At 67.2% G+C, this 16424-nt stretch carries 17 protein-coding genes; 13 read left to right on the forward strand and 4 right to left on the reverse strand.

Annotated elements, in window-relative coordinates:
* The first annotated feature begins 114 nt into the window (after positions 1–114).
* The 5 genes from SD37_RS10910 (at position 115) to SD37_RS10930 (ending at position 5384) form a co-directional block, all read left to right on the forward strand.
* The gene (locus SD37_RS10910) at positions 115–1440 is read left to right on the forward strand and encodes an NAD(P)/FAD-dependent oxidoreductase (RefSeq protein ID WP_044856721.1); all 1326 of its coding nucleotides are present in this window, start codon (positions 115–117) and stop codon (positions 1438–1440) included.
* The gene (locus SD37_RS10915; protein ID WP_065912794.1) at positions 1437–2948 is read left to right on the forward strand and encodes an FAD-dependent monooxygenase; all 1512 of its coding nucleotides are present in this window, start codon (positions 1437–1439) and stop codon (positions 2946–2948) included. Before SD37_RS10910 ends, SD37_RS10915 begins: the two co-directional genes overlap by 4 nt.
* Before the next feature lie 16 nt (positions 2949–2964).
* The gene (locus SD37_RS10920; protein ID WP_044856719.1) at positions 2965–3327 is read left to right on the forward strand and encodes a YciI family protein; all 363 of its coding nucleotides are present in this window, start codon (positions 2965–2967) and stop codon (positions 3325–3327) included.
* A 25-nt stretch (positions 3328–3352) separates the two neighbouring features.
* Entirely contained in the window at positions 3353–4009 is a 657-nt protein-coding gene (locus tag SD37_RS10925) for a methyltransferase (protein ID WP_044856718.1), read from the forward strand.
* A gap of 151 nt (positions 4010–4160) precedes the next feature.
* The gene (locus SD37_RS10930) at positions 4161–5384 is read left to right on the forward strand and encodes an HNH endonuclease signature motif containing protein (RefSeq protein ID WP_044856717.1); all 1224 of its coding nucleotides are present in this window, start codon (positions 4161–4163) and stop codon (positions 5382–5384) included.
* A gap of 66 nt (positions 5385–5450) precedes the next feature.
* On the opposite strand, the gene SD37_RS10935 is transcribed toward SD37_RS10930, so the two are convergent.
* Positions 5451–5894 carry a type II 3-dehydroquinate dehydratase gene (locus SD37_RS10935; protein WP_044856716.1) on the reverse strand — a complete coding sequence of 148 codons (444 nt, stop codon included), beginning with the start codon at positions 5892–5894 and terminating at the stop codon, positions 5451–5453.
* A gap of 139 nt (positions 5895–6033) precedes the next feature.
* On the opposite strand from SD37_RS10935, the gene SD37_RS10940 reads away from it, so the two are divergent.
* From SD37_RS10940 to SD37_RS10955, 4 genes are read left to right on the forward strand one after another with little or no spacing between them, the layout of a single operon-like run.
* Positions 6034–7173, forward strand: a complete 1140-nt coding sequence (locus tag SD37_RS10940; RefSeq protein WP_236725335.1) for a DegT/DnrJ/EryC1/StrS family aminotransferase — start codon at positions 6034–6036, stop codon at positions 7171–7173.
* A complete protein-coding gene (locus SD37_RS10945) occupies positions 7170–8213 on the forward strand; it encodes a Gfo/Idh/MocA family protein (protein WP_044856714.1) in 1044 nt (347 codons plus the stop codon). The genes SD37_RS10940 and SD37_RS10945 overlap by 4 nt, the downstream gene beginning before the upstream one ends.
* A gap of 31 nt (positions 8214–8244) precedes the next feature.
* Positions 8245–8901, forward strand: a complete 657-nt coding sequence (locus SD37_RS10950) for an HAD-IA family hydrolase (protein ID WP_083254940.1) — start codon at positions 8245–8247, stop codon at positions 8899–8901.
* Positions 8902–8915: 14 nt separating this feature from the next.
* A complete protein-coding gene (locus SD37_RS10955; RefSeq protein ID WP_236725336.1) occupies positions 8916–10034 on the forward strand; it encodes a phthiocerol/phthiodiolone dimycocerosyl transferase family protein in 1119 nt (372 codons plus the stop codon).
* A gap of 1 nt (position 10035) precedes the next feature.
* Here SD37_RS10955 and SD37_RS10960 read toward each other — a convergent pair whose 3' ends face one another.
* Together SD37_RS10960 and SD37_RS41915 are read right to left on the reverse strand one after the other, a co-directional pair.
* Entirely contained in the window at positions 10036–11526 is a 1491-nt protein-coding gene (locus tag SD37_RS10960) for a helix-turn-helix domain-containing protein (RefSeq protein WP_145926596.1), read from the reverse strand.
* A 35-nt stretch (positions 11527–11561) separates the two neighbouring features.
* Positions 11562–11849 carry a helix-turn-helix domain-containing protein gene (locus SD37_RS41915; protein WP_083254941.1) on the reverse strand — a complete coding sequence of 96 codons (288 nt, stop codon included), beginning with the start codon at positions 11847–11849 and terminating at the stop codon, positions 11562–11564.
* 342 nt (positions 11850–12191) lie between these two features.
* Between SD37_RS41915 and SD37_RS42585 the strand changes: the two genes are divergently transcribed.
* From SD37_RS42585 to SD37_RS10970, 4 genes are read left to right on the forward strand one after another with little or no spacing between them, the layout of a single operon-like run.
* Complete coding sequence (locus tag SD37_RS42585) at positions 12192–12656, forward strand: hypothetical protein (RefSeq protein WP_145926597.1); 465 nt, start codon at positions 12192–12194, stop codon at positions 12654–12656.
* Positions 12657–12688: 32 nt separating this feature from the next.
* A complete protein-coding gene (locus SD37_RS10965) occupies positions 12689–13282 on the forward strand; it encodes a DUF3558 domain-containing protein (RefSeq protein ID WP_167369631.1) in 594 nt (197 codons plus the stop codon).
* A gap of 43 nt (positions 13283–13325) precedes the next feature.
* Entirely contained in the window at positions 13326–14543 is a 1218-nt protein-coding gene (locus SD37_RS42590; protein ID WP_236725337.1) for a WXG100 family type VII secretion target, read from the forward strand.
* A 33-nt stretch (positions 14544–14576) separates the two neighbouring features.
* Positions 14577–15356 (forward strand): ESX secretion-associated protein EspG, encoded by a 780-nt coding sequence (locus SD37_RS10970; RefSeq protein WP_052675178.1) that lies wholly within the window; start codon positions 14577–14579, stop codon positions 15354–15356.
* A gap of 40 nt (positions 15357–15396) precedes the next feature.
* On the opposite strand, the gene SD37_RS10975 is transcribed toward SD37_RS10970, so the two are convergent.
* Positions 15397–16395 (reverse strand): 3-dehydroquinate synthase family protein, encoded by a 999-nt coding sequence (locus SD37_RS10975; protein ID WP_044856711.1) that lies wholly within the window; start codon positions 16393–16395, stop codon positions 15397–15399.
* Positions 16396–16424 lie beyond the last annotated feature (29 nt).

The raw sequence follows: 16424 nt of genomic DNA on the forward strand, positions 1-16424 counted from the left end.
CCGGAAATGGGTTTCGGGTTACATCCCGGTGGAACCATCCCCGTCGTGATCACGTTGTCGCCCCCGCCTGCCAGGCCTAGATTCGGGAACAATCCGGCTCCAGGAAGGAAATCCATGGCGGACAAGGCATTCGACGTCATCGTGATCGGCGGCGGACCGGCGGGATCGGTCTGCGCGGCCGCGCTCGCCGACCACGGCCATTCCGTCGCGGTGCTGGAGCGGCAGGAATTCCCGCGGTTCCACATCGGGGAATCGATGCTGCCGTACATGATCGGCCTGCTGGAGCGGCTCGATCTCCTCGACGCGGTCGGGAAACAGGGATACGTGGTCAAACGTGGCGGTGAGTTCATCGATCCCACCGGGACGAAGTTCATCACCCCGGGTGTCTACCGCGCCGATTTCTCCAAACAGGGCGAGGGCAGGCACAGCGAGACCTTTCAGGTCGAGCGCGCGCATTTCGACCAGGTGCTGCTGGAGAAGGCACGGGCGAACGGCGCCGAGGTGATCACCGGCGCGTCGGTGCGGGAACTGGTCATGACGGGCGACCGGATCACCGGCGTCCGCTACCGCCACGGGGGCGGCGAGCACGAGATCAGCGCCTCGTTCGTGGTCGACGCGAGCGGGCGGGCGGGCACGATCGCGAACCGGTTCGGGCTCCGGAAGACGACGGACGGCCTGCGGATGGTCGCGATCTTCCGGCATTACGAGGGATTGGACGAGCGGTACAACCCCGGACACGAGGGCGACATCCAGATCGGCAGTCACGCCGACGGCTGGGTGTGGGCCATCCCGTTGTCCGGGGACAAGGTCAGTGTCGGCACGGTGATGCCGCGGGCGGTGTTCCGCGAAGGCGCGAAGGAAGACGTCTTCGCCGAGCACGTCGCCCGGGTTCCCCGGATCGTCGAACGGCTGACCGGGACCAGGCCGTCGACGGAGTTGCGGGTGGAGACCGACTACAGCTACCACACCGACGAGGTGGCAGGTCCAGGCTGGCTCATGGCCGGGGACGCCGGCTGCTTCGGCGATCCCATGTTCTCGGGCGGGACCCTCGTCGCGATGGTGACCGCGGCGCGGGCCGCCGACACGATCACCCGTGTGCTGGCCGATCCCCGCGCGGAGCGGGCGCTCACCGACGACTACGCGAACTTCTTCAAGACCGGGTACGACACCTACGTCCGGCTCATCTTCGCCTTCTATCAGAGCGAGCTGATCAGCGCGGTCGCCGAGGCGAGCACGGTGGCGGAGCGCGAAAAGCTCGAGATGTACATGGTGCGCCTGCTCGGCGGCGACTTCTGGAGCGAACACAATCCGATCGCGCAGGCTCTGCGGGCCAACCCGGCTTGGCGCACCTTCGCGCCGTTTCAGCCGGTGTTCGGCTGCCCGGTCTATCCGGAGCTGGACGCGGCTGACCGGGCCGAGGTCGCGGCGGCGCGCGCATGACCGAGCCCGCCGTGCTGATCGCGGGTGCCGGGCCCACCGGTCTCGCACTGGCGTGCGGGTTGCGGGCCAAGGGGATTCCCGTGCGGGTGGTGGACCGCGCGGACGGCCCGATCGGTACCTCCCGGGCGCTCGGTGTGCAACCGCGCGGGGTCGAGGTCCTGATCCGGCTCGGCGCGCTCGCCGACCTGCCCGACCAGGTGATCCCGTTGCGCGAGGTCAGGATGTACGTCGGGGGGAAACTGATCTCGACCATGCCGATGGACCGCATGGGTGCCGCGTCCGGACGCTCGCCGCTGCTCGTGTCCCAGGTCGAGGTCGAAGGCGCGTTACGCGAGCGGTTGGCCGGCCTTGGGGTGCGGCCGGGCTGGGGACAGGAGCTGGTCGACTACGCGGCGGATTCCGCCGGGGTCACGGTGACGTTGCGCGGCCCGGACGGGCTGGAATCCGTGCGGGCCGGCTGGCTGGTCGGCTGCGACGGCGCGCACAGCCGGGTCCGCAAGCTGTCCGGAATCGGCTTCCCCGGTGTGCCGGTCGCGGATCATTTCCTGATCGCCGACGTCCGGGCCGATTGGCGGCTGGATCGGCAGGTGATGGGCAGCTGGTCGCACGGCGGGGACATGATCAGCGTCTGCCCGCTCCCGGGTGAAGACCGCTGGCGGCTGATGGGACCGTCCCCATCAGACACCGAGGGCGAGCTGAGCCAGGACGACATCCTTTCGCTCGTCAAGCGGCAGCTAGGCAGCTGCACCCCGTACCGGGAAACGGGGATCCGGGAGGTCGAGTGGCTCTCGACCTTCCGCATCCACCGCAGGCTCGCGGACACCTACCGCAAGGGCCGGGGACTGCTCGCCGGGGACGCCGTCGCCATCCACCACCCGTTCGGCGGGCAGGGGATGAACACCGGGCTCGGCGACGCCGAGAACCTGGCCTGGAAGCTCGCGTCGGTGATCGCGGGTCGCGCCGGTGTACGACTTCTCGACAGCTATGAGGCCGAACGCCGCCCGGTCGCCCGGGGCGTCCTCGCGGGCACCGATTTCGTGACGAGGCTGGTGCTGGCCGAGAACAAGTTCACCGCTCAGCTGCGCGATCGTGTCGTGATGCCGTTGATGAACACCCGAGGAGTGCAGAACCTCCTGTGGCGGAACGCGTCCCAGCTCGGTGTGCATTACCGCGGCGGCCCGCTCGCCGCACCTCCACAGCGCCGCTTCGGACCCGGGCTGAAGCCTGGCGAACGTGTGCCGGACATCCTGTGTCGCGACGACGACGGGATGACCGTTCGGTTGCACGAGGCGCTTCAAGGGAGATGGGCGGTGCTCGGCGGGCCGGACGCCGCCGAGAGCTTTGCCGCTGCGGCAGTTGTTTTGGGGGACAAGGACGTTGTGTCGCTGACACCGGCGAACGGGATTTTGCGCGATGTCCTGTTGATCCGTCCGGACGCGCATCTCGCCTGGCGCGGGCGTCCGGCGCCGGGTGAGCTTTCCCGCTGGCTTGCCGGCGTGCTCGGTTGAAAGGAGCCACCACGGCATGAGGTTCATGCTGCTGATCCACACCAGCGCCGATCGCTGGAAGACGTTGGCACAGGCGGACAAGGAGGAATTCCTCGCGGAGTATCTGGCCTTCACCGAGAAGATCAAGACCTCCGGCGAACACTGCTACGGCGGTCCGCTCGCCGACCGGACGCAAGCGCACGCGGTCCGAGTGCGCGAGGGTAGGAGGGAAGTCACCGCCGGTCCGCTGACCGACTCGGACGAGTACCTCGGCGGCTACTACGTCGTCGAGTGCACCGGTCCGGATCGCGCGATCGAAATCGCGGCGGAGATCCCCGACGCGAAGCTGAACGTCGTCGAAGTGCGGCCGCTGGCGCCGATGGGCGGCCTGGAGGCTTGAATTCGCATACCGGAGGGCTGGGTCCATGACGATTAACGGCACGTACGAGACCGTCGACTGCGAAGGCGTGGATGTCCGCTACGCGGATCACCTCGACGGCGGCGGCAGCGACTTCGGCCGGGCCTACGTGCCCTTCGTCGCGTCGCGGTTCGGCAAGGTGCCGCGACTGCTGGAATGGTGCTGCGGACCGGCGTTCATCGGCTTTTCCCTGCTGGGTGCGGGATTGTGCGAGAAGCTCGAGCTGAGCGACGTGAACGAGGAAGCGGTGCTCGCCGCCAGGGCGACCGTGGCGGCCAACGGTCTCGACGACCGCGTGTCTGTGTTCCACAGCGATTGCTTCGACAAGGTGCCTGCCGACAGTGAGTGGGACCTGATCGTTGGCAATCCGCCGCATATGAACGTGACCACCGCGCCCGCCGAAGACGTCGAGACGTTCCGGCGGATCAAGCCCGAGCTGGTCTACGCGGACAAGGACTGGGAAATCCATGAGCGCTTCTATGACCAGGTGGGCGTCCGTCTCGCGCCCGGCGGCAGCGTCCTGCTTCAAGAATGCTGGGCGGCTTCGGATCCCGAGGTGTTCCGGCCGATGATCGCGGCCTCCGGGCTGGAGATCGCCGGCGTGTTCCCGTGCGAGGCGCCGCATGAGCTCTTCTACTTCCTGTGGGTGCGTGCTGCGGCTTGATGCTCGCGGGGAGCCGGTTGCTTGTGAGGTCGAGTCTTGCCGGTGGCAAGGTGTGCGTTGCCGAAAATTGGCAATGCGTCTGCCGTTCGTGGGGCCGGGAATTGTCGGTGGTGGGTCGTAGGTTCGTGGGGTGGATACTCATTCCGCGCCTGTGGCGCTCTTGGAAGGCCTCACCGATCCCGAGGTGCTGGCCGCGGTGAACGATGCCGCGATTGTGTTGGACGACAAGGATTCCGTCGCGTTGGCGCAGGCCGCGTCGGCCGGGATCGCGCGCCTGGAGGCGGTCCGGTTCCGGGTGTTGGCGCAGTTGAACCGTCATCGTGAGGGCGTGCGGAGTGTGGTGCAGGAGGTCGCGTTCGCGTTGTCTGTCACGGACAATCACGCGGGTGCAATGGTCGCCGCCGCGGACGCGCTGACCACGTGCCTGCCCCGCACGTTGAATCTGATGGATGAAGGGAAACTCGCCGGGTTCAGCGCGATGAAGGTCGCGACGGCTACCGCGTGGCTCTCCGACGGGGACGCTCGTGCGGTCGACGCGTTGCTGGAAGAGCGGATCGCGGAGAAGAACCCGGATCAAGTCCGGAAGGCGGCCAACCATGCGGCGAACACCATCGACCCCGACGGTGCCGGTAAACGGGCCGAGCGGCATCGGGAGGGGCGTCGTCTCACGTTGCGGCATGGTGAGACCGGGGTCGCCTCCATCGAGGTCGAGGATGGGCCGGTGGAGAAGGTCGCCGCTGCTTATCAGCGGATCGATCGTGAAGCGCGGGCTCTCAAGACCAAGGAGGAACCCCCCGCTCTCGACCAGTTGCGGGCGGATGTAGCCCTCGATCTGCTGCTCGGCGGCCAAGGGGGCACGAGCGAACGCAGCGAAGTGTTCCTTTACATGGATCTGTACACGTACCTTGGGCTGAATAATGATCCGGCGGAACTGGCCGGGCACGGCACGATCCCCGCCGCGCTGGCTCGGCATATCGCCGCCGGTGAGAACAGTGTGCTGCGGCGGATCGTCACTGATCCGTTGTCCGGGCAGGTTCTGGATCTGGGCCGGGACCGGTACCGGCCGAGCGCGGGTTTGGCGGAGTTCGTGCGGGTGCGGGATCGTGAGTGCCGAAGACCCGGCTGTCATCGTCCGGCGCAGGCGTGCGATCTCGATCATGCGGTGCCGTGGCAGCACGGCGGGCACACCACCGACACCGACCTCATCGACCTCTGCCGCCGCGACCACCGGCTGAAAGACGAACCCGGCTGGACCTACCACCTCGCCACTGAAGGCACTCTCACGATCACCACCCCCACCGGGCAGCGCTACGACAGCACACCGCCGTCCCTCCACGAACCCCGCCCGGCAGCCGACGAACCGCCACCGTTCTGAGCCGTCGCCGAAAAGCGGCAACGGACGTCCCGTGCCCAAGGGCGGCACGCACGACCTGGTCTTCCGTCATCTCCCGTCCGGATCCGCCTTCTCCAGCAATGCCTTGGCCGCCAGCCGGTAGCCGAACGATCCCAAGCCGGCGATCATGCCGCAGGCGAGCGGAGCGAGCACCGATTCGTGCCGAAACGACTCCCGTGCCCAAATATTCGACAGATGCACTTCGATCCAAGGTCGCGGATAGTTCGCGAGCGCGTCACGCAGGCTCCAGCCGTGGATCATCAGCGCGCCGGGATTGATGATCGCGCCCGCGGTGTCGTAATTGTCCTGGACCGCGCGGACCAGCTCGCCTTCGCAGTCATGTTGATAGGAAAGGACTTTCCAGCCGGACTCGGCCACCTCCTCGCTGACGGCGGTTTCGATGTCCGTGAGGGTGTCCGTGCCGTAGACACTTGGTTCGCGCCGGCCGAGTATGCCGAGATTGGGGCCATTGATCAGCAGTATTCCGGTCACGAAGACGATTATGGCGGCGACTTGGGCCCACAGCGGCCGGTAAGGGGGTTTAAGGGGATTACTAGGGGGTTGGGTGGGGGTGCCGGTATCGGTAGCTTCGGACGAGTCGATCAGGTCGGGCGGAATGAGGATCGAGACCATGGAATTGGAATTCCCGGCATGGCCCAGGTACGGCGACGAAGAACGTACCGGGCTGATCCGAGCGTTGGAACAAGGCCAATGGTGGCGGATCGCGGGTAGTGAAGTCGACGCCTTCGAGGCCGAGTTCGCCGAGTACCACGGAGCGGCGCACGCGTTGGCGGTGACGACCGGTACCCACGCGCTGGAGTTGGGCCTTGAAGTGCTCGGAGCCCGCTGCGGCACCGAGGTCATCGTCCCCGCGTTCACCTTCATCTCCTCGTCGCAGGCCGCGCAGCGGCTGGGGGCGACCGTGATCCCGGTCGACGTCGACCCGGACACCTACTGTCTCGACCCCGCCGCGGTCGAGGCCGCGATCGGCCCGAAGACTCGCGTGATCATGCCGGTGCACATGGGCGGCCAGTTCGCGGACATGGACGCGTTGGCGAAACTGTCCGCCGACTCCGGTGTCCCGTTGCTCCAGGACGCCGCGCACGCGCATGGCGGGCGGTGGCAGGGGAAACGCGTCGGAGAGCTGGGTTCGATGGCGGCGTTCAGCTTCCAGAACGGCAAGCTGATGACCGCGGGCGAGGGCGGCGCGGTGCTGTTCGAAGACCGCGAACAGTACGAGGAGGCATTCCTGCGGCACAGCTGTGGCCGTCCGCGCGACGATCGAGGGTATTTCCACGCGACGTCCGGATCGAACTTCCGGGTCACCGAGTTCACCGCGGCGATGCTTCGTGCCCAGCTGACCAGGCTGGGGGAGCAGATCGACCTTCGTGAACGGCGCTGGCCGGTCCTGTCCGCCGCCCTCGCCGAGGTCCCCGGCGTGGTGCCGCAGTCGCGAGACGGCCGTTGTGACCGGAACCCGCACTACATGGCGATGTTCCGGATTCCCGGGATCACCGAACAGCGCCGCGCGGAGGTCGTCGCCGCACTGGTCGAACACGGCATACCCGCGTTCGTCGCCTTTCGTGCGATCTACCGGACGAGGGCATTCTGGGAGACCGGCGCGCCCGAAACGACGCCCGAGCAGATCGCCCGTGCCTGCCCGAATTCCGAGGCCTTGAGCACGGACTGCGTCTGGTTGCACCATCGGGTCCTTCTGGGCACCGAGCAGCAAATGCGGGACATCGCGTCGATTCTGGCCGGGCTGCTGTGACGATCCGCGTCGCGTTGGTGGGGCTCGGCGTGGCGGCCAAGTCGATCTGGCTGCCCCAGCTCGCTGATCATCCGGCGTTCGAACTGACCGCGGTGGTCGATCCCGACCACGCCGCCAGGGACGGCCTGGATTCCGGCCGCCTGGGGGTGAGTTCCGGCATTGCCGTGCTCACACCATCCGAAGTGGACTTGGCCGTCGTGGCCGCGCCGAATCACCTGCACTGCGAGCTCGCTTGTGCTTTGCTGGCCAAGGGAATCCCGACGTTCGTGGAGAAGCCCATCTGCCTGAGTACGGCGGAAGCGGACAGGCTGAGGCAGGCGGAGCGCGATGGCGGCACCGTGTTGCTCGGCGGGAGTGCCGCGCGGTACCGGGCGGACATCCGCGCTCTGTACGAGGTCGCCGGTCGCCTCGGCCGGATCAGGCACGTCGATCTCGGCTGGGTGCGGGCGGGCGGTGTGCCGGGTGGTTGGTTCACCCAGCGAGGACTCTCCGGTGGCGGCGCGCTGATCGACCTCGGCTGGCATCTGCTGGATACCGTCTCGCCGCTGCTGGGCGGGAGCGCCGTCGCTCAAGCGGCGGGGACGTTGTCCGCGGACTTCCTCCACGACGAGCGTCACCGGGTCACCTGGCGGGCGGACCTCGGTGGAGGAACGCTTGGCGACGTCGAGGACACCGCGCGCGGATTCCTGGTCACCGAGGATGGCGTGTCGGTGTCGCTGCGCGCCGGCTGGGCGTCGCACGAACCGGTCGACACGACGACCATCCGGGTCGAGGGGAGTGAAGGCACAGCAACACTTTCGTGCACCTTCGGTTTCAGTACCGACCGCGTGGGCGGCCCTGTGCTGACTCATCTCCGGGGCGGCAAGAGCGAGCGAGTCCCGGTGGCGGCCGAGCCGATCGGGGCGGAGTACCGCAGGCAGCTCGACCTGATTCCGGATCGGCTCGCCGATCCCACCTGCCGTGGCCAGGCGATCCAGGATGCCGCCTGGACCGTCGATGCCATCGAGCGCTGTTACGCGTCGGCAGCCGTCTATGTGTGAGAGGAGCAAGTCGTTGGACGCGGTGGCGGCAGTGACCGATCGGCTTCCCCCGCTCGGGGTGATCTTCGACCTCGACGGGGTGCTGGTGAACAGCTTCGACGTCATGCGGCAGGCCTTCTCGACCGCTTACCGTGAGGTGGTCGGCCCGGGTGAGGCACCTTTCGCCGAGTACAACCGCCATCTGGGCCGCTATTTCCCCGACATCATGCGGATCATGGGCCTGCCGCTGGAGATGGAGGAGCCGTTCGTCCGCGAGAGCTACCGGCTCGCGGACCAGGTGCCGGTCTTCGACGGTGTACCCGGCCTCCTGCGGACGTTGCGGGAACGCGGTCTGCGTCTCGCGGTCGCGACCGGCAAGAGCGGCCCCCGCGCGCGGTCGCTGCTGGACGTGGTGGGGTTGCTCCCGGAGTTCGAGTACGTCATCGGCTCCGACGAGGTCGCCAACCCCAAACCGGCGCCGGACATCGTCCGGCACGCACTCGACCGGCTCGATCTCGGCCCGGAAGACGCGATGATGGTCGGCGACGCGGTGACCGATCTGGCCAGCGCGAAAGCGGCCGAGACCTTCGCGGTGGCCGCGTTGTGGGGCGAGACGGACGAGGCCGAACTCCTTCAGGCAGGCCCGGACGCGGTCTTGCGCGAGCCCGCCGATCTGCTCGCCCTGTGCCCGGAGGTCGTCCGCCGCTGATCATGGAACGCGCATTGTCCGCCAGCGAGAAGGGTTTGGCCGGGTCGGGAGTCGGCCCGGTGTTCGCGATCGCGCGCGTCAGCGGGACGGTCGACGCGCGGATCCTCGCCGACGCACTGGAGATCCTCGCGACGGAAAATCCTTTGCTGCGCGGGAAAGTGGTCGGCGATCGGCTCCACGTCGGGAACCACGGACCCGAACTCGTCGTGGGCGGTGACCTGCTCAGCGAGATCACCGCCCTTCGGCCCGGAGTCGCGCGGGCGCTGCTGTCCGGGGCCGAGGTGGTGCTGGGCGTCGATCACGCCTTCGCGGACGGCCGGTTCTGTGTCACGATGCTCGATCGGCTGTTGAGCCACTATCGGGAGCTGGCCGCCGGCCGATCGGTGGGTCCAGGCCCGGCCCGTCCGCTCGAACAGCCGCTGGACGTCCGATTGCGGGGCCGTTATCACCGTTTCGACGACTTGCCCGAACCGCCGCCGCTGGTGGCCAGGCTCCCTGCAGGTCGGACGGACGCGACGGGGTACGGCGTGCGCACTGTCCTGTTCGGATGGACGACCACCACCGGCTTGATCACTGCGGCCCGGCGCACGGGGTTGTCGGTACACGCTCTGCTGGGTGGGATCCTGACCGCGGCACTGTACGCCGAGCTCGAACTGGGCCCGCTCCCGCTGCTCGTGACGTCGTCGGTCGACCTGCGGCGCCGGCTGGCGCGGCCAGTGCGACCGGATGCCGGGCTGAACTGCATCGGTGATCTTCCCGCCGTGCTGACCGGCCCCGCCGATCCGGTCGGCTTCGGCAGGCAACTCCTGTCGCAGGTGCGTTCGGCGCTCGCCGGCGAGGTTCCCCAGCGGCGGTTCGCCATGGTCTTCTGCGGGCCAGGTGCCCAAGGCGCGTTCACGCCCGCGTCGCTCGCGATCTCCAACCTCGGGCGGCTCGACCCGCCCGAGGGCCTCGGTGTCACCTCGATCCGGTTCTTCACCACGGCTCCCGGCCCGACACCGCTGGTCTTCGTGACCACTGTGGACGGTCGCCTCACCATCGACGTCACCTATGATCGCGCCCAGGTCTCCGAGGTTGACGTCGTCAGCTGGACCACTCGGTTCCGGCGCCTTCTCCAGGCCGCTCGTGAGTAATTCAGCCGTGTGCGGCGGTGATATTCCGAGCGAGCTCGGCCGCGTCACGGTCGCGAGGCAGGCGGAGCGCCTCGCCTCGTACCGTGTCGAGGTGATCGAGTACCCGCGCCGATCGGATCGAGGACGCGAGCACGAGCGCGTCGTGGCCCGCCGTGACAGCGTCGGCGGTCTGCCCGGTGTGAAACAGCACCGCCGAAAGCTGCGCATTCGACACAGCACGCCGCTTGAGCCGCACTGCGTCAGCGGTGGCGGTGTAGGCCGCGAGCGCTTCCACCGCGCGGGGCGCGTGGACACGATCGACTCGGGCGGCGATGGCGAGCACGCGGCCGGTGTCGGACTCCAAAGCGGCGCGGTCGAAGCCCCGCGGGTCTGGTAACACCAGGTCAGCCGGCGAATCGGACACCAGCGCGTCTTCGGCCTTGGTGAGGGTGTCGAGCGCATGCGGGAGTTGTCCCAGGTCGGCGTAGGCGCGGGCCGTGGTCGCCAATGTCAGCGCCCGCGCTTGCGGGTTACCGGAGCGGTCTGCCGACAACGCCGCCAGCTGCAAGGTTTTGAGGGCTTCACCGGGCTGTTTCAGCTGAAGATGCACGCGCGCTACCTGCTCCATCGCCAGCGCCGCGCGCATCGGGTCCCCAGCCTCCGACGCCGCCGCCATCGAATGCAGCAGATGGCGCAAAGCGTCGCCGGGCATCCCCATGTCGTGCGACGCCCACCCGGCGAGCGAGGACAAGTCAGCCAGCACGGTGTACAGCTGCTGGGTGATCTTGTCCGGATGGCTTGCCCGTAGCAGCGCCCGCACCCACGCCACTTGGGACAGCGCCGCTTCCCGTACCGCGCCACCCCCGAGCGCTTTTTCCTGGACCCAGAGCATCCTGGCCAGCTCGTGCACTTGCCGCAGCTCGGTTTCCCCCACCCGCGCAGGTGCCGGGGTCGCTTGGGCGGGGGTGGACAGGAACGCCAGGTCAGCCGTGGTGAGCGCGGCACCCACTGCCACCTTGGCGAGTACGCCCAAAAATTCCCTACGGTCGGGCACAGGGGTCACCTCCTGCGTGGCCCGAGGAGAGGCGGACAGAGCCACGCTCACCTCAGTGTCGGGGGTGTAGGCGAGTCCCATCAACCCACGCGGCACACCCAGTCCCGCCGCGATGCGGTGCAGTACGTCATAGGCCATGACCTGGCGGCCGTTGACGATCTCCGAGACCTCAGACTGAGACTGACCCGTGAGAGACGAAATCCTCCGCTGGCTCACTCCGTGCCGTTTGAGCAGGGCGAACACGGCGCCGATATCGCGGACGCGCAGGGCGTGGCGCATCACCGGGTCATCCCAGAGCGCCGGGTCGATCAGGCGATCACCCGACCCGCTGGTGTTCACCGGCGTAGCGCTTTGCGGCTTATAAGCCTGGACATGCTCCCCAGCGTAGCCGCGATAAGACGCTGTGTAGAGCATCCGGGCGAGTGGTGATCGGTCAAGCCGATCGGTGGAGCCGATCACCGGGTTAGGCCGGGTGGGTGGATCGGATGGGCCGATCAGCTCTGGCGCGGACGCCGCGCAGGCGGCTCGTTCCCGTCGTCTTCCGAGGGTGGGGCGGGCATGCCACGCATCAGGTCGCCCGGGTCCATCTCCAGCCCCGCCGCTATCCGCAAGATATTTCGCAAGCTCGGGTTTCGTTGGCCACGTTCCACTTGCCCGAGGTAGCTCCAGTGCACCCCGGTGCGGGCATCCAAATTTTCTTGGCTGATCCCCAGTTCGCCCCGGCGTGCGCGAATGCGTGCGCCCAGTATCGAGGCGGCTTCGAAGATCGGTTCCGGCGGCATGGCTTACACCTTATAAGCTGTGGCGTGCTCTCCTGCCGCACGCCGCCGCAGAGAAGCGAGGGCGCTTTTCCGTTCCCGCAAACGCGACCATGACCACCGGTGAGCGGAACGGCACCGTTGTTCGCCTGTCATGGTGAGCGAAACGAACGCTCGTGCTAAACCCTGCCAGGCTGGTGTCACGCTGTGTTGTCCCTGGCAAAAAGGTACTCGTCGGTAGTGGACTGCAGCCCCCTTGGTCGTTCACGCGGGGTGAGCGATCCGCTACTCTGATCGGCGCGACCATATAGGCCGCACCGATCAGCACCGCAACGCACCAGGGCGAGGGGTTCGAGGGGTGGGCGCGTGACCGAAACAAGTGCATGGCTAGCCGGGATGAATTTCTGGGTTACCGACGACTTGGTCGACGTTAACGTCAACCGGGCGCGAGGCAGGGAAAGCTGGGCGAACGCCCAAGTTCAGCAAGCCGCACACGGCCCCGGGTTCCAGCTTGACCGCGACCACGCCGAAAAAATGGTCAAAGACGCGACAGAGGTTTTGCGGCGATTGCGGAACGATCAGAGTATTACCGAGTCGCTGGAGCGGATGAAGTCCGCCGCGGATGACCCGGTGAGTGTCGGTTTTACGAAAGCGGCGACTTGGAGTGGTGGGCAGCCTGGAGCGTTTGCCTACGGGGCCGGCCATGTTCGCCTCGAGATACTTTATCTCGAAGAACTCGTAAGGCGACTGAATACGGCACTGGGGCGCACGGCGGGAAATGAACAGGATGCCCGGAATGCCCTGCAGGGCGTTGAAGAAGGAGCGAACTAATGCGGCGGCACTGTCTGGCTATCGCACTCGGCATGGCGACGGCGGTTGCGGTCGCCGCCTGCTCGGGCGGTGGTGTCACGCCTCCTGTTTCCTCAATGAAGTCAAGTGTCGCGCCAGAGCAAACTTTGCCGTATGGGGGTGCGCCGAAAGTGTCGACGCCGCTGCCGGAGTCCATTTTCGCGGGTGACCCGTGCGCGGACACCCTTAACGCGGACCAAATCCTCAAGGCCGTGGGAAAGCCTTCGGAAACTGAACGCAAGGATGCGGATTCGATTGGACCAGGTTGTGAGTGGTTCAATACGGTCACCACCGGGCAGGTGATCATGCGATATGCGCTGAAGTTGCCTGGCGGGTTGAGCGCGATATATGAGAATGTCAAGCCGAAGGCTGAGGTGTGGAAGCCCATCGCTTCCTTGCAGGGTTTCCCCGCCGTCGCCTACGTGTCCCCTTCCGGCGGCTCGCCCGACAAATTTTGTCAGATCAGTATTGGGGTGACCGATAACACCACCGTTGAAATATCCAATTTCCTGGGCCTCACCTCGCAAGGCAAGAAGAATCCATGCGATTCGGCCAATATCGTCGCGGATTTGGTCATGACGAGCCTTCGGGCGAAGGCGGGGGTCTGAAGTGAGTTGGCTTTCTGATCGTATCGAGGGCGCCGGGAGAGCCTTGTCCGGCTTGGGTAAGTCCATGGGTGGCGTGTTGGGGGGTGTGGTGGGGTGGGCCGGGAAACTGCTGACCGGTGATGTGGGTGCCCAGCCGGTGCCGGTTCCTGAGTTCGTCGCGAAGGTGCACGCGGGCAGTTCCAGTCCCTGGCACGAAGCCGCAGGGCAAGCCGAACGGGCGGCCAAGGGGCAGGGTGAGCACGCCGCTTCACTGCAAGCGATTATCACCGGCTTGGAGTCTTCCTGGTCTGGCAGGGGTGCGGACGCCGCGCGGGAACGTATCCACAAGCTCTACGCGGTCGCGGATTCAGCGGACCGGTCGATGGCACGGAACCAGCAGTCGGTACTTACGGCGGCGTCGGGTTTCGAGCACACCCAAGCCACCTTGCAGAAGATGCCTCCGCGCCCGGACAAGAGTTTCGGAGATGTGATTTCGCCGTGGGACACTGACACTGAGAAAGCAATCAAGAAGTACAACGAGAAAGCGGATTTCAACCTTGCGGTCTATAAGGGGTATGAAAGCCAGCTCAAGCAAACCCAGCGCGGTTTGCAAGGCGATTATGGGCAGCTTGGATTTTATGACGGCGCGGATATCACGCTGGAGCCGCCACCCAAGGACCGTGTTACCCCACCCCCAGCGCGCCCTTCAGCGCCGGGTGTGAGTGGTCGCGGTGACGTCGAACACGGCGGCAATGCGGGTAATTCCGGGTTCACTCCGTCCCCGCCTCCCGGTCACACATCCGGACAGGTCATCCCCGGCAGCGGTCCCCAGGTCGGGGCTGATCTGGGCGGTGAGCACACCAGCACGTCTGGTTACCAACCCGGGGCACGCGATGGCCTGTCAGGCCCGAACGGTCCGAGCATCGGGCGAGGCGAGACCGGGACAGGGATCGGTGCCGGTGTCCTGCCGGGCGCGCCGGGCTCCACGGGCGGGCCTGGTGGGCGCGCCGGTGGAGTGGGTGGTATTCCGGGTGCGGGTCGCGGTAGCGGCGCGGGCGTCCTGGGTGGTGCAGGCGGAGCTGAGTCCGGGCGGGCTGGTTCCCGGTTGACCGGGGCCCCGGGCGCGCCTGGTGGCGCGATGGCACCCGGCGCGCGAGGCGGTAAGAGCGAGGACACCGAGTATGCCCGTAAATACGGGCTCGACGAAGCCCCGGTGGAGGTCACCGATATCGACCCCGAAACCGGGTACACGGTCGTCCCGCCGACCATCGGTACCAACTAGATTCCCTTGACACGGCAAGGAAACATCGAAGCCATGGCACTGATCGACGCGCCGCTCGTGCTGCCGAAACTCGCCCTCTTGACGGTGTGGCAGTGGCACGCGGACGCGCTTGGAGCCCTGCACCCGGTCTTCGGTACGAACGGCGCGTACTACATGCCCGAGGGGACGGCGGAGCGGATCGACGCGGGCACCTGGGAACTCCTGTCCGAGCAGCGGTTAGCGCGTGGCCGGCGGGTGAACCCGCTCCTCCTCGACACTTTGCGCGTGGTGGCCGGGGCGGATCGGGAGTTTTACGGGTGGACCGCCTACCCATCGGCGAGCAAACGTGACGGGGGCGGGTTTTTCACCGGCGTCCGTGACCGTGATGCGGTGCGGGTGTTGGTCGACGACGACGCGGTGATCCTCCAACCGCTGCCGGATCACCGCTCTTTAGCGGCGGATCTGGTGGAGGTGCTGCCCCCAGCCGACTCCGCGGAGATCCGGAACCTGTCGGTGCCGCGCACACCACCCGCGCGGCCGGTAGTGGCGGGCCGCAGCCCGCTCGCTCATCCCGAACCAGAGGCGGGCGACCCGGACCGGGACCTGATCGCCGATCTCATGCACGCCCCCCGCGACGCGACCCATCAGATGTATACGGCGGTCACCGACGCGCGCGGACGTTCCAGGAGCGTCCCGATCACCGCCGTGGACCTCACCGGGCATGGGCGGGTGGTCACCTTCACCAACACCGACGACGACGGCACCGAGTACATCCACGCGGCGAGCGGCGGCGGGTTGGTGCGGCTTTTGGAAAACACCAACCGCGCACTCTGACGCCGAACTCTTGTGACCTGCGTGAGCACCAAACGGCAGGTCAGGTCTGTGCCAGGGTGTCGAGGACGACGGATTCGGGGACCTCGACGAGTTCCGGGCCTCCCGGCCCGTCGAGGACGAAGGCCAAGCCGTGCAAGGCCTTCTTGTCGGACCGCATCAGCTCGATCAGCCGCGCCGGATCCAGCCCGGCCGGAATGGCCGTGGCCAGGTCGTAACCTGCGACGACCTCGTGGTGTTCGTTGACCCGGGCCTGACCGATCCGGCCGAGCGCGCCCGCCAACCGACCGGCGAAGACCGTGCCGATGCCGACCGCTTCGCCGTGCCGTAACGAGAAGTCCGTGGCGCGTTCCAGCGCGTGCCCGAGCGTGTGGCCGTAGTTCAGTAGATGCCGCAAACCTCGGTCGTGCTCGTCGGCGGAGACGAGGGACGCCTTGAGCCTGACGCTCGCGACGATCTGATCGAGCACCGGCAGGCTCCGCAGGTCGCCGGCACCGATGAAATGGCATCGGGCGATCTCGCCGTAGCCGTTGAGCCATTCGCGGCGCGGGAGCGTGTCGAGAAAGTCGGTGTCGCAGAGCACCGCATTGGGTTGCCAGAAGGCGCCGACGAGGTTCTTGCCTTCCGGCAGATTCACCGCCGTCTTGCCGCCGACGCTGGCATCCACCTGCGCCAGCAGGGAAGTCGGCAGGTGCACCACGGGCACGCCTCGGTGGTACAGCGCGGCGGCGAGCCCGGCCACATCGGTGGTGGTGCCGCCACCGCACGACACCACGACGTCGGATCTGGTCAGCCCGAAGCGGGCGAACCGGCGGCACAGCCGTTCGACTTGGGTGAGGCGTTTGTCCGACTCGCCGTCGCGAAAGGGCAGTTCGAGGCTCGGCACACCGAGATCGGGAAGCCATTCGGTGGGCCGTGCGGAGACTACGGCCGCTCGGCGGGCGCCGAGTCCGGCGACGATCCCCGGCAGGAGGGAACGGGCTCCGGGGCCGATGTGGACGGAGTATGACCGTTCGCCGAGCGCCACTTCGACCTCGTTCATGGAAGTCCATTCTCGTGCCCGCCGAGGAG

This window comes from Amycolatopsis orientalis (genome assembly GCF_000943515.2).
Taxonomy (GTDB): domain Bacteria; phylum Actinomycetota; class Actinomycetes; order Mycobacteriales; family Pseudonocardiaceae; genus Amycolatopsis; species Amycolatopsis orientalis.

Excerpts from the sequence above, each read along its gene's own strand:
- SD37_RS10910 (WP_044856721.1), top strand. The coding sequence starts at position 115 with ATGGCGGACAAGGCATTCGACGTCATCGTGATCGGCGGCGGACCGGCG.
- SD37_RS10915 (WP_065912794.1), top strand. The coding sequence starts at position 1,437 with ATGACCGAGCCCGCCGTGCTGATCGCGGGTGCCGGGCCCACCGGTCTC.
- SD37_RS10920 (WP_044856719.1), top strand. The coding sequence starts at position 2,965 with ATGAGGTTCATGCTGCTGATCCACACCAGCGCCGATCGCTGGAAGACG.
- SD37_RS10925 (WP_044856718.1), top strand. The coding sequence starts at position 3,353 with ATGACGATTAACGGCACGTACGAGACCGTCGACTGCGAAGGCGTGGAT.
- SD37_RS10940 (WP_236725335.1), top strand. The coding sequence starts at position 6,034 with ATGGAATTGGAATTCCCGGCATGGCCCAGGTACGGCGACGAAGAACGT.
- SD37_RS41915 (WP_083254941.1), bottom strand. The coding sequence starts at position 11,849 with ATGCCGCCGGAACCGATCTTCGAAGCCGCCTCGATACTGGGCGCACGC.
- SD37_RS10965 (WP_167369631.1), top strand. The coding sequence starts at position 12,689 with ATGGCGACGGCGGTTGCGGTCGCCGCCTGCTCGGGCGGTGGTGTCACG.
- SD37_RS10970 (WP_052675178.1), top strand. The coding sequence starts at position 14,577 with ATGGCACTGATCGACGCGCCGCTCGTGCTGCCGAAACTCGCCCTCTTG.
- SD37_RS10975 (WP_044856711.1), bottom strand. The coding sequence starts at position 16,395 with ATGAACGAGGTCGAAGTGGCGCTCGGCGAACGGTCATACTCCGTCCAC.